The sequence below is a fragment of the Listeria monocytogenes genome, from assembly GCF_900187225.1.
In the GTDB taxonomy this organism is placed as follows: domain Bacteria; phylum Bacillota; class Bacilli; order Lactobacillales; family Listeriaceae; genus Listeria; species Listeria monocytogenes.
Genome location: NZ_LT906436.1, coordinates 1,843,585 through 1,856,621, shown reverse-complemented (window position 1 = coordinate 1,856,621; position 13,037 = coordinate 1,843,585). Strand labels below are relative to the sequence as shown.

12 protein-coding genes are annotated in these 13,037 nt (G+C 39.2%); 11 read left to right on the top strand and 1 reads right to left on the bottom strand.

The features are described from left to right. The 8 genes from priA (at position 1) to CKV70_RS09370 (ending at position 9,687) form a co-directional block, all read left to right on the top strand. Positions 1-2,394 (top strand): primosomal protein N', encoded by a 2,394-nt coding sequence (priA, locus tag CKV70_RS09405; protein WP_010989822.1) that lies wholly within the window; start codon positions 1-3, stop codon positions 2,392-2,394. 13 nt (positions 2,395-2,407) lie between these two features. After that, positions 2,408-3,346: a methionyl-tRNA formyltransferase gene (gene fmt, locus CKV70_RS09400; RefSeq protein ID WP_009930505.1), complete on the top strand. Its 939-nt coding sequence runs from the start codon at positions 2,408-2,410 to the stop codon at positions 3,344-3,346. After that, entirely contained in the window at positions 3,347-4,681 is a 1,335-nt protein-coding gene (gene rsmB / locus CKV70_RS09395) for a 16S rRNA (cytosine(967)-C(5))-methyltransferase RsmB (protein ID WP_003733095.1), read from the top strand. A gap of 22 nt (positions 4,682-4,703) precedes the next feature. Then, entirely contained in the window at positions 4,704-5,462 is a 759-nt protein-coding gene (locus CKV70_RS09390) for a Stp1/IreP family PP2C-type Ser/Thr phosphatase (RefSeq protein ID WP_003723065.1), read from the top strand. Then, the gene (pknB, locus tag CKV70_RS09385) at positions 5,459-7,426 is read left to right on the top strand and encodes a Stk1 family PASTA domain-containing Ser/Thr kinase (RefSeq protein ID WP_014600944.1); all 1,968 of its coding nucleotides are present in this window, start codon (positions 5,459-5,461) and stop codon (positions 7,424-7,426) included. Before CKV70_RS09390 ends, pknB begins: the two co-directional genes overlap by 4 nt. 18 nt (positions 7,427-7,444) lie before the next feature. Next, positions 7,445-8,320, top strand: a complete 876-nt coding sequence (rsgA, locus tag CKV70_RS09380) for a ribosome small subunit-dependent GTPase A (protein ID WP_014600943.1) — start codon at positions 7,445-7,447, stop codon at positions 8,318-8,320. A 2-nt stretch (positions 8,321-8,322) separates the two neighbouring features. Beyond that, positions 8,323-8,979 (top strand): ribulose-phosphate 3-epimerase, encoded by a 657-nt coding sequence (gene rpe / locus CKV70_RS09375; RefSeq protein ID WP_003723062.1) that lies wholly within the window; start codon positions 8,323-8,325, stop codon positions 8,977-8,979. Positions 8,980-9,042: 63 nt separating this feature from the next. Then, on the top strand, positions 9,043-9,687 hold the full coding sequence (locus CKV70_RS09370; RefSeq protein WP_003723061.1) for a thiamine diphosphokinase: 645 nt from the start codon (positions 9,043-9,045) through the stop codon (positions 9,685-9,687). A gap of 96 nt (positions 9,688-9,783) precedes the next feature. Here the strand turns inward: CKV70_RS09370 and rpmB are convergent, their stop codons facing one another. Next, positions 9,784-9,972, bottom strand: coding sequence for a 50S ribosomal protein L28 (gene rpmB / locus CKV70_RS09365; protein ID WP_003720131.1), 189 nt, complete (start codon positions 9,970-9,972; stop codon positions 9,784-9,786). Positions 9,973-10,269: 297 nt separating this feature from the next. Here rpmB and CKV70_RS09360 point away from each other — a divergent pair, with 297 nt between their 5' ends. Genes CKV70_RS09360 through sdaAB form a run of 3 tightly spaced genes read left to right on the top strand, consistent with a single transcriptional unit; the run spans position 10,270 to position 13,010 of the window. Further along, the gene (locus tag CKV70_RS09360; RefSeq protein WP_003720130.1) at positions 10,270-10,635 is read left to right on the top strand and encodes an Asp23/Gls24 family envelope stress response protein; all 366 of its coding nucleotides are present in this window, start codon (positions 10,270-10,272) and stop codon (positions 10,633-10,635) included. A 14-nt stretch (positions 10,636-10,649) separates the two neighbouring features. After that, on the top strand, positions 10,650-12,308 hold the full coding sequence (locus CKV70_RS09355; RefSeq protein WP_014930980.1) for a DAK2 domain-containing protein: 1,659 nt from the start codon (positions 10,650-10,652) through the stop codon (positions 12,306-12,308). A 39-nt stretch (positions 12,309-12,347) separates the two neighbouring features. Then, entirely contained in the window at positions 12,348-13,010 is a 663-nt protein-coding gene (sdaAB, locus tag CKV70_RS09350; RefSeq protein WP_003733097.1) for an L-serine ammonia-lyase, iron-sulfur-dependent subunit beta, read from the top strand. The last annotated feature ends 27 nt before the right edge of the window (positions 13,011-13,037 follow it).

Sequence of the window (13,037 nt, the reverse complement as noted above, 5' to 3'; positions counted from 1 at the left end):
ATGATTAATATTGCGAAAGTAATTGTGGACGTTCCAGCCATGCAAGTGGATCGTCCATTTGACTACTATATTCCAGAAGATTTAGAAGAACTTATTCGTCCAGGTATGCGAGTAAGTGTCCCATTTGGAAATCGTAAAATACAAGGATTTGTCATTGCTCTTGGAGAAACAGAAGAAAATCCCAAATTAAAAGGCATTGACGGGGTGATGGATTTAGCCCCCGTTTTAAATGAAGAATTGATGGAGCTAGGCGATTGGTTAGCAGAAGATACGCTGAGTTTCCGGGTGTCTGCTTACCAAGCCATGTTACCAGCCGCGCTACGAGCAAAATATGAAAAATATTTTTTGCGCTTAGATGAGGAAAACGAAGAACTAGAACAGCTATTTGAAGGTTATGAAACGCTTGATTGGAAAGTAGCCGAAGCACGTGGTTTGCTCAAACAAATTGGCAAATGGGTGCGAGAAGGCAGCGTCGAAGTTGTCTACCAAGTGAAAAATAAAATCACCAACAAAAAAGTTCGCGTTGTGAGCTGCCTAAAAGCACCACACCAACTAGCTGAAATAATAGAAGATATGCCGAAAAATGCCAAAGCACAATCACGTGTACTCGCATTTTTTCAAGCTCTTGAAGGCAACGAAATTACAGCAGCCGAGTTAAAAAAACAAGCGGAAACAACTGATGCAACGATTAAAAAATTAGTTGATTTAGGGATGCTTTCCATTCAAGAAAAAATTATTTCGCGGGATCCCTATGAAAACCACCAATTTGAAAAAAGTGAATCGCTTCAGTTATTACCAGATCAACAAACAGCTTGTAAGAAAATCACCGCAGCAACTGGTCAAGAAACATTCCTAATACACGGGGTTACCGGAAGCGGAAAAACCGAAATCTATTTACAAACTATCGAAGCAAAATTAAAAGAAGGCAAAGAAGCCATCGTTTTAGTACCAGAAATTTCCCTTACTCCGCAAATGGTAGAGAGATTCAAAAGTCGTTTTGGAAGCGAGGTAGCGGTACTGCACAGTGCACTTTCTTCCGGTGAAAAATACGACGAATGGCGTAAAATTGAACGTAAAGAAGCGCGCGTTGTCGTTGGGGCTCGCTCCGCCGTATTTGCACCGTTTGAAAATCTCGGCATTATTATTATCGACGAAGAGCACGAAGCGAGTTACAAACAAGAAGATAATCCGCGTTACCACGCAAGAGATGTAGCCATTTGGCGTGCAACAAAATATCAATGTCCAGTAGTTCTCGGAAGCGCCACGCCGTCCCTTGAATCTTTTGCTAGAGCGAAGAAGGGCGTGTATACGTTAATCGAACTTCCTAGCCGGGTTAATGATCGGGCGATGCCAGAAGTGAGCGTTGTCGACATGCGCGAAGAATTACGCAAAGAAAACCGCACCGAATTTTCGACTGAATTGCTAGAAAAAATCAAAGATCGAATTGCCAAAAAAGAACAAACGGTTTTAATGCTAAATCGCCGTGGCTACTCCTCCTTTGTGATGTGCCGTGATTGTGGTTATGTTGTGGAATGTCCGAACTGCGATATTTCGCTCACCTATCACCAATCGAGCAACCAAATGAAATGCCATTACTGCGGACATGAAGAACGTGTTCCGCAAAAATGTCCGAGCTGCGAGGGCGAGCATATTCGTTATTTTGGCACAGGTACACAAAAAGTAGAAGAAAGTCTAACCAAATTAATTCCAGAAGCGCGCGTCATCCGGATGGACGTTGATACAACTAGAACAAAAGGTGCCCATGAAAAATTACTCAAAAGCTTCCGCAATCACGAAGCCGATATTTTACTTGGAACACAAATGATTGCTAAAGGACTAGATTTTCCAGATATTACTTTAGTAGGCGTATTGAATGCTGACACAATGCTTCATTTACCAGACTTTCGCGCTTCGGAACGAACTTTCCAGCTCCTCACTCAAGTAAGCGGGAGAGCAGGTCGACATGAGCGGACAGGGGAAGTCATCGTTCAAAGCTATAACCCAGAACATTACAGTATTGAATTCGCCAAAAAACATGATTTCATCGGTTTTTATAACCACGAAATGCAACTGCGGAAAATGGGTTCATACCCGCCATTTTATTACTTAACAATGATTAATGTCAGCGATGAAAATGAAATGAAAGCGATTCGAACCATTCAAGAAATGGCCCAGTTCTTACGAGGGAAGCTCGGCCCAGACGCCGTGATTCTGGGCCCTGTTCCTAGTACAATCACTAGAATTAAAAATAAATATCGCTACCAGTGCATCATTAAATATAAAATCGAACCAAACTTAAAAAAAGAACTAAAAACATTAATTACCCATTATCAAAAAGACCAACAAAAAGGTCTAACAATAACTATTGACGTACAGCCTTACGTACTAATGTAAAAGGAGCAAACCAATGACTAAAATTATTTTTATGGGAACGCCAGAATTTTCTGTCCCTGTTTTAACGCAATTAGCCAGCACATATGATGTAGTTGCAGTTGTGACACAGCCAGATCGCCCAGTTGGACGCAAACGAGTTTTAACACCACCGCCAGTAAAAAAAGCTGCTTTAGAACTAGCTATTCCAGTCTACCAACCAGAAAAATTACGGACATCTAGCGAATTAGAAGAACTAATTGCCCTAGAAGCCGACCTGCTTGTAACAGCAGCTTACGGACAAATTTTACCAAATAGTTTACTTGAATCACCAAAGCATGGCGCGATTAATGTGCATGCATCTCTTTTGCCGGAGTATCGCGGGGGTGCTCCTGTACACTACGCGCTGCTTGACGGGAAAACGGAGACAGGCGTTACCATTATGTATATGGTAGAGAAATTGGATGCTGGGGATATGATTAGCCAGCGTAAAATCCCCATCACAGATGAAGATAATACTGGCACAATGTTTGATAAATTAAGCATATTAGGCGCAGAATTATTGATGGATACATTACCCGACTTTTTAGCAGGAAAAATAACTGCTACTCCACAAGACCCTGAAAAGGTGACCTTTGCACGCAATATTTCTAGAGAACAAGAAAAAATCGACTGGACAAAACCAGGGCGTACTATCTTTAATCAAATTCGGGGATTATCTCCTTGGCCAGTGGCTTATACAACACTGGAAGAAAAACCATTTAAAATATGGGAAGCTACTTATGAAGATACAAAAGAGGGCGGCGAACCAGGTGCCATTTTAGCAGATAAAACAACGCTTAAAATCGTAGCAGGCGACGGCACGCTCATCGTACCAACAGTAATCCAACCAGCAGGAAAACCGAAGATGGATGTTCACTCATTCATGACCGGAGCTGGCAGAAATTTAAGCAAGACGACAAGGTTTGGTGAATAAATGAAAAAACAAAAAACAGTTCGTGCGATTGCATTAGAACTCATCATTAAAATCGAAAATAATCAATCATACAGCCACTTATTAATTAATGACGCATTAAAAAAACAAAAGCTAAATCCGCTTGATAAAGGCCTTTTGACTGAACTAGTATACGGTACAACGCAACGTAAAATTACACTTGATTACTACTTAGCACCATTTTTAAATAAAGAACCCGACAACTGGGTGAAAAACCTACTAAGAATGTCCGTCTATCAATTAACCTATTTAGATAAAGTTCCTGAACACGCGATTTTAAATGAAGCAGGGGATATTGCGAAAAATATGGGGCACCAAGGTGTAACTAAATTCGTCAACGGGGTGCTGCGTAATGTTATCCGAAAAGGAGTACCAAGTATAGATGCAATCAAAGACCCTGTGCAAAAAATCGCTGTTGAGACAAGTCTGCCAGAATGGTTAGCAAAAAGGTGGGCAGATCAATATGGCATCGAACAACTGCGCGAAATTGGTCTCGCTTTCTTAGTCGCACCGCACCAAAGTATCCGCGTCAACCAAACAGAAATTCCTACTGAACAACTTATTAAAGAGCTAAATGACCAAGGAATTACCGTGACACGTAATGAATTTATTGAGGAAGCATTACTTGTTGAAAAAGGGTCTGTAGCAGAAACCAAAGCATATAAAGACGGTAAATGTAGCATCCAAGACGAAAGCTCAATGCTTGCAGCTTATGCGCTTCAACTAGAAGACAATTTGACCGTATTAGATGCTTGTGCGGCTCCGGGCGGGAAAACAACCCATATCGCGGAGAAAATGCATGGCACGGGTATGGTTCATGCGCTTGATATTCACGAAAAGAAAACCAAACTAATTGATGAGGCCGCCAAACGATTGCAGCTACTCAATATTCGTACGGCACATTTAGATGCAAGAACAGCGAGTACTATGTTTGAGCCAGAAACATTTGACCGTATTTTAGTGGATGCTCCGTGCTCCGGCTTTGGTGTTCTTCGCAGAAAACCAGACATCAAATATGCGAAAACAGAAAAAGATATCCACAAATTAGCAGAAATTCAATTAGCGATTTTAGATGATGTTAGCCAATTAGTAAAAGAAAATGGTATATTAGTTTATAGTACTTGTACCATTGACAAGGAAGAAAATGAAACGGTTCTTCGCGCTTTCTTAGAAAAACATCCAGATTTTACACTAGAACCAGTAGTACTCCCTGAAAAATTGGCGCAAATCAAGAAGGACGATTTTATTCAACTTTTACCAACAGATATTGGAAGCGATGGTTTCTTCGTTTCTAGCCTTAGAAAAGTGAAGTCCTGAAAAATAGTGAGGTGCTTTTAAAATGCATGCAGAATTTAGAACAGATAGAGGCAGAATAAGACATCATAATGAAGACAACGGCGGCGTTTTTGAAAATAAAGATAACCAGCCGATTGTCATTGTTGCAGATGGCATGGGCGGTCACCGGGCAGGAGACGTGGCGAGCGAAATGGCTGTTCGTCTACTAAGCGACGCATGGAAAGAAACGACCGCGCTTTTGACAGCAGAAGAAATTGAAACTTGGTTGCGAAAAACAATCCAAGAAGTCAATAAAGAAATTGTCCTTTATGCGGAAAGTGAAATGGATCTAAATGGTATGGGAACAACACTTGTTGCCGCTATTATGGCGCAGTCACAAGTCGTTATCGCCAACGTAGGAGACAGCCGTGGTTATTTACTTCAAAATCACGTTTTACGTCAACTAACCGAAGATCATTCGCTTGTACATGAACTCCTTCGAACAGGTGAAATCAGCAAAGAAGATGCTATGAACCATCCTCGCAAAAATATTCTTTTACGCGCACTTGGCGTAGAAGGAAAAGTGGAAGTAGATACATTTGTTGTCCCTTTTCAAACGAGCGATACGTTATTACTTTGTTCCGACGGTTTAACGAATATGGTTCCAGAAACAGAAATGGAAGAAATTTTAAAAAGTAAACGAACTCTTTCGGAAAAAGCAGATGTATTCATTACAAAAGCTAATTCTTATGGGGGAGAAGATAATATTACTGTGCTGTTAGTCGAACGAGATCTGACGCAGAAAGGGAGGGATGCTTCATGATGATTGGTAAGCGATTAAGCGATCGATATAAGATTTTACATGCAATAGGCGGCGGCGGAATGGCCAATGTGTACTTGGCGCATGATATTATTCTTGATAGAGATGTTGCAGTAAAAATTTTACGAATCGATTTAGCAGATGAAAGCAACCTTATTCGTCGGTTCCAACGAGAAGCTCAATCAGCAACAAGTCTCGTTCACCCTAATATTGTTAGTGTGTACGATGTTGGTGAAGAAAATGATTTACACTATATTGTAATGGAACATGTAGATGGGATGGATTTAAAACAGTACATTCACGAAAATCATCCAATCAGTTATGAAAAAGCAGTAGATATTATGCTGCAAATCGTTTCTGCGGTAGCAATCGCCCATCAACATCACATTATCCACCGTGACTTAAAACCGCAAAATATTTTAATTGATCATGATGGTGTCGTGAAGATTACAGATTTTGGTATTGCAATGGCACTTTCAGAAACATCTATTACACAAACGAATTCTTTACTAGGTTCGGTGCATTACTTATCCCCAGAACAAGCACGTGGTGGAATGGCTACTCAAAAATCAGACATCTATTCACTAGGAATCGTGCTATATGAACTATTAACTGGAAAAGTTCCTTTCGACGGTGAGTCTGCAGTTTCTATTGCTATTAAGCATTTGCAAGCGGATATTCCATCTGCAAGAGCGCAAAATCCAGAAATTCCTCAAAGCTTAGAAAATATTATCATTAAAGCAACGGCGAAAGATCCATTTTTACGTTACCAAAACGCGGAAGAAATGGAAAAAGACTTGCAAACTTGTTTAAATAAAGACCGTTTGAACGAGCCAAAATATGTTTTCCCAACAGATGATGGTGATACAAAAGCAATTCCAATCATCGCAACAAAAGATACGATGCAAAACCTTGATAAAACGATTGTTCCAGAAGGAAAAGTAGCCGCTGCCGAAGTAGTTCCTGAGGAGAAAAAAGATAAGAAAAAGAAAAAAATGAGCAAGAAAAAGAAAATTGCTCTCATTGTTTCTTCTGTCATTATCATTTTTATCATCGGTATTTTACTACTGTGGCTTTTAGGCAAGAGCCCTGATGAAGTCGCTGTGCCGGACGTTTCTGGTAAAACGGAAGACCAAGCAGTGGCGTTACTTCAAAAAGAAGGCTTTGTCATAGGTAAAACAGCAGAAAAAAATAGTGATGAAGTAGATGAGGGGAAAGTAATTAATACCGACCCAGAAGCTGGAGAAATGAAAGAAAAAGGAACAAAAATCAATTTATTCGTAAGCATTGGTTCTAAAAAAATAACCATGGATGACTATACAGGAAGAAGTTACACAGATACAAAAGCTTTACTTGAAGAACAGGGATTTAAAAATATTTCTTCGGAGGAAGCTTATAGTTCAGAAATTGAAAAAGGCTTAATTATTAGCCAAACACCGACACAAGGAACAGAAGTAGTCGCTAAATCAACAGATGTGAAATTCGTCGTAAGTAAAGGTGCAGAGCCAATTACACTGAAAGATTTACGAGGTTATACTAAAACAGCAGTAGAAGATTATGCTTCACCACTTGGGCTAAAAGTTTCAAGTAAAGAAGAGAACTCAAGTACAGTGGAAAAAGGACAAGTTATTTCACAGTCCCCATCAGCTGGAACAGCAATGAACTCTGGTGATACAATCGAGATTGTCATTTCTGCTGGACCAAAAGAAAAACAAGTAAAAGAAGTAACTAAAACATTTAACATCCCTTATACACCAAGTGATGAAGAAAACCCACAACCACAGAAAATTCAAATCTACATTCAAGATAAAGACCATAGCATGACTAGCGCTTACCGAGAAATGAGCATTACACAAAATACCTCGGTAGAAATAACTTTCCAAATTGAAGAAGGTTCTAGCGCAGGCTATAAAATTATCAGTGATGATAAAGTAATCGATGAAGGTACAGTCCCTTATCCAAATTAAAAATAGAACGGAGGAAATGTGCTGGAAGGACAAATTATCAAAGCGTTGAGCGGATTTTACTATGTATTTTCGGAAGGAAAAGTATATCAATGTCGAGCAAGAGGGAATTTTAGAAAACGAAATATTTCTCCACTTGTAGGCGATGATGTAGAATTTCAAATAGAAAATAAAACAGATGGTTATATTTTAGATGTAATGTCCCGGGAGAATGCCCTTGTACGGCCTCCCGTGGCAAACATTGATATTGCGATTTTGGTTTTTTCAGCAGTAGAGCCAGATTTTTCCACGAATCTTGCGGATCGTTTTTTAGTAGCTATTGAGAAGGAAGATATCAAGCCAGTTATTTGCATTAGTAAAATGGACTTGGCATCAGAATCTGAAAAAGAGCAAATTGCTGTTTACAAAGACATTTACGAAGCGATTGGCTATGATGTTTTTGTTACGAATGATGAACCGGATAAAGAAGCAATTAAAGACTATATTAGTGGAAAAACTGCAGTTATCGCTGGGCAATCCGGTGTAGGAAAGTCGACTCTCCTAAATAGCTTAAATAGTGATTTAACTTTAAAAACAGCAGAAATTTCGAACGCACTCGGTCGCGGAAAACATACAACGAGACATGTCGAACTGATGCCGATTGGCGATGGATTTGTCGCTGATACGCCTGGCTTTAGTTCTATCGAATGGGATGACTTACAACCTGAAACATTACAATTTTGCTTTCCAGAAATAGAAGATCGACGTAGTGGTTGTAAATACCGTGGCTGTATGCACGAAAACGAACCTAGTTGTGCAGTGAAAACAGCTGTTGAAGCAAATGAAATAGCAGAATTTCGTTACAAACACTATATCCAAATTTTACAAGAATTAAAAAACAGAAAGCCGAGGTATTAAGAATGGGAAAAATAGCTCCTTCGATTTTAAGTGCAGACTTTGCAAATCTTGCAAGAGATATTAAAGAAGTAGAAAATTGCGGTGCAGATTACATCCATATTGACGTTATGGATGGACATTTCGTTCCAAATATTACATTTGGACCTGCTGTTGTCCAAGCCATTCGTCCAGAAACGAAACTACCACTTGATGTTCATTTAATGATTGAAAACCCGGATACATACATTCCAGAATTTGCAAAAGCGGGTGCAGACTACATTACCGTGCATGTCGAAGCTTGTACGCATCTTCATCGCACATTACAATTAATCCGTTCTTATGGTGTGAAAGCCGGAGCAGTACTTAACCCAGCGACACCAATCGATGTTTTACAACATGTTTTAAATGAACTGGATATGGTCTTATTTATGACAGTAAATCCTGGTTTTGGCGGGCAAAAATTCATCCCAGAAGTACTAGAAAAAATTAGTGCTTTCAAGGAAATTGTGGATAAAAAAGGCTTAGATATCGAAATTGAAGTAGATGGCGGCGTGGATCATGAAACGGCAAAATTATGCCGTGATGCCGGAGCAAATGTATTTGTAGCTGGTAGTTACATTTATGGAAATAAAAATCGCCAAACACCAATTGATAAATTACGTGCCATTGTAGGCGAGTAAACAAATAGTAGGGCTGGGACCTCTGTTCCAGCCTTATTTATTAGGGAAGAAGGGGTTACAAGTATGAAAACAATTAATATCATGGTTGGTGGACCTGCGTCCGAAATTCCTGATTTAGCACAATATACGAGCGGAGAGATTAGTTGGATTGGCGTAGACCGCGGAGCTAAACGGTTATTAGACCGAGGCATAATACCTACTATTGCGATGGGGGATTTTGATTCGCTCTCTAAAGAAGAGCTAACTTATTTGAAAACAAAAGTAGCAGATGTACTTGAATTTCCAGCTGAAAAAGATGAAACAGATACAGAAATTGGATTAAGCTGGGCAATGGAGCAAAAACCGGATAAGATACGTATTTTTGGTGCAACAGGAGGCCGCTTAGACCATCTACTTGCAAATCTAATGATGTTGACCAAACCAAAATTTTTAAGCGCTGTGCCAGTTGTAGAAATGATTGACCGCTATAACTACATCAAAATGTATACGCCAGGTAGCTATACCATTGAAAAACTGCCAGATAAAAAGTATGTCGCATTTACAACAATGAGAGACGTTACAGGACTGACACTAAAAGGATTCGCCTACCCACTCGAAAATGCTACTTACCCAGTAGGCTCAGCTCTATCAAGTAATGAGTTTGTGGGACAAATGGGAGAGTTTTCCTTTAAAAGTGGAATGATTTTATTAACACAAAGCAATGATTAAAATGAAATGCAGGTGCACGTGGCCTGTATTTTTTTATTTTAAGGCAAAGAAAAAATGCACCGACATAATTGTCGCTGCACTTGATTTCTCCTTCAATTAAACGCGTTCCACTTTACCAGATTTAAGCGCACGAGCAGATACCCAAACTTTTTTAGGTTTGCCGTTAACCAGAATCCGTACTTTTTGCAAGTTAGCTTTCCAAGTACGTTTGCTGGAGTTCATTGCGTGGGAACGTTTGTTACCGGAACGTGATTTGCGGCCTGTAATAACACATTCTTTAGCCATAGTTTACCCCTCCTTACAGAGCTCTTCGGATAATTTATTTAAAATAACCTATCCATTTGTTTTTCATACACTAGAATAATTTATCATAAACAAGTATACTTTGCAAGAGGATATGCGAAAATAGTGCAAAGAATTTTTACTTGACAGCATAAAAGTAGCTTTAATCAGGCAAATTTAGGATATGCTTTCCAAAGGGCCGTGATTATAGTAAAATAGGTAGGGACAACTTTACTATCAAATAAAATCAAAATAAAAAAATAATCGAACGAGAATATAATCCGTAGGGAGGAATATAGAATGGCAATTGAAATCGACACAAAGCTAGGCAAAATTGACATTACTAGTGACGTTATTGCAACAATCGCTGGTGGAGCTGCCGAAGAAAATTTTGGCATCGTTGGAATGGCAAGTAGACATCAAATCCGTGATGGTTTAACAGATATTCTTAGAAGAGAAAATTATACTAAAGGTGTAATCGTTAGACAAGAAGAAGAAGGTATACATATTGACATGTATATCATTGTTAGTTTTGGAACTAAAATATCCGAAGTTGCACATAACGTTCAAGAACGCGTCAAATACACACTAGAAAAAACACTCGGTATTACAGTGGAATCAGTGAATATTTATGTTCAAGGTGTCCGAGTAATCAAGGAATCTTAAGGAGGATTATGTAAGTGAGTATATATCAGTTAGACTCAGAGAAATTTGCAGCAATGATAGCGCTTGGAGCAGAGAATTTAGCAAAAAATGCTGATTTTGTAGATTCATTGAATGTCTTCCCGGTTCCAGATGGCGACACGGGAACGAATATGAACCTATCGATGACAAGTGGAGCAGAAGAAGTTGCGAAAAATGACAAAGAAACAATTAGTGCCGTTGGAGCCAACTTGGCTAAAGGCTTACTAATGGGTGCCCGTGGGAACTCTGGTGTTATTTTATCCCAACTTTTCCGAGGATTTTCTAAAGCGATTGAAAACAAAGAAACCTTAAATGCGGAAGAATTTGCTGGTGCTTTTGTTAAAGGCGTGGAAACTGCCTACAAAGCTGTTATGAAACCTGTGGAAGGAACAATCTTAACCGTAGCTCGTGAAGCCGCAAAAGCCGGAGTTGCAGCAGCAAATGAACATCAGGATATCGAATTAGTGATGGAAGCTATTTTAAAACAAGGAAAAGTAGCTTTAGAAAAAACACCAGATTTACTTCCAGTTTTAAAAGAAGTTGGTGTTGTAGATAGTGGTGGTCAAGGTCTTATCATTATTTATGAAGGATTTTATGGCGCACTAACTGGCAAAATGGCCGAAGCTCCTGATTATATGGCATCTATGGGTGAACTAATCAATGCCGAACATCATCGTCATGTGCAAGACTTTATGTCAACTGAAGATATTCATTTTGGTTACTGTACTGAAATTATCGTAAAAATCAATGAAAACAAACCAGGTCAAAAACCTTTTGATGAAGAACAGTTCCGTCAAGATTTAAGTAAACTTGGTGATTCTTTACTTGTAGCTGCGGATGATGAAGTAGTAAAAGTACATGTCCATGTGGAACATCCAGGTGAAGTGCTAAACTACGGCCAACAATACGGTAGTCTACTTAAAATGAAAGTAGAAAATATGCGTGAACAGCATAATGAAATTGTTGGTGATGACAAAGCACCAGCAAAAGAAAAAGCGGCTTATGGTATTGTTACTGTTTCAGCTGGAGAAGGATTGAAGAAACTATTTGAGAGCATGGGTGTATCTGTTGTTCTTTCAGGTGGTCAAACAATGAATCCAAGTACAGAAGATATTGTAAAAGCAATTGAATCAGCCAATGCAGAACAAGTTTTTGTTCTTCCAAATAATAAAAATATCCAAATGGCTGCGGAACAAGCAGCGCAAATTCTAGGAGATGATAAAGTGCAAATCATCCCTACAAAAACAATTCCACAAGGACTTACTGCTGTTCTTTCATTCCAAGCAGATCAAGATTTCTTAGCTAATGCAGAAGCAATGAAAGCAGCAATTGAAGACGTAGCAAGTGGCCAAGTAACGACAGCCGTTCGTGATACAACGGTAGAAGGTGTAGAAATCAAAAAAGACAGCTTCATCGGTATGGTCGAAGGTAAAATCAAAGTTAGCTGTGCAACATTAGAAGAAGCCGCTTACAAAACACTAGAAAAACTACTTGATGACGATAGCGAAATCGTTACAATCATTGTTGGTGAAGATTCAGATACTACAAAAGCAGAAACACTTGCTGATAAAGTAACAGAAGCATTCCCAGATGTCGAAGTAGAAATTCACGAAGGTGACCAACCAGTTTATCCGTATATATTTGCTGTAGAATAAAGACGCCTAATTAAATGGATAGAAGAAAGGATGATTTTAGTGAAATTTAATAGCGTATTTGATATTATTGGTCCAGTAATGATTGGTCCGTCAAGTTCTCATACTGCCGGTGCTAGTCGTATTGGTGCCATTGCACGAGCTGTTTTTAATGAACAACCATCCCAAGTAGATATTCATTTATATGGTTCTTTTGCCAAAACCTATAAAGGTCACGGTACAGATGTAGCACTGATTGGTGGATTGCTCGGTTTTGAGCCAGATGATCCGCGTATGAAAGAATCACCGAAGCTTGCTGAAGAGTGGGGCATGCGTATTCAGTTTATTGAAGAAGTGGAAGAGCCGCCTCATCCAAATACTGTAAAGTTAGTATTAAAACATGGCATGCAACAAATGACATTAATTGGTGCATCCATTGGTGGAGGCAAAGTAGAGATTATTCGCTTAAACGAATTCGAACTAGAATTCACTGGAACTGCTCCAGCTATCCTTATTTTACATCAAGACAAATTTGGCGCGATTGCTGCAGTATCTTCCGTGATTGCCGACCATAAAATCAATATCGGTCAAATGAAAGTGTCCCGTAAAGTAAAAGGCGACGAAGCGTTAATGGTCATTGAAGTAGACCAACAAGTTGAACAAGCTTTAATTAGCAAAATCGCTGAATTATCAGGGATTTATCAAGTAGCAAGTGTCATGATTTAGTAGTTTTCTAGTAAATCGGTGGCTTTC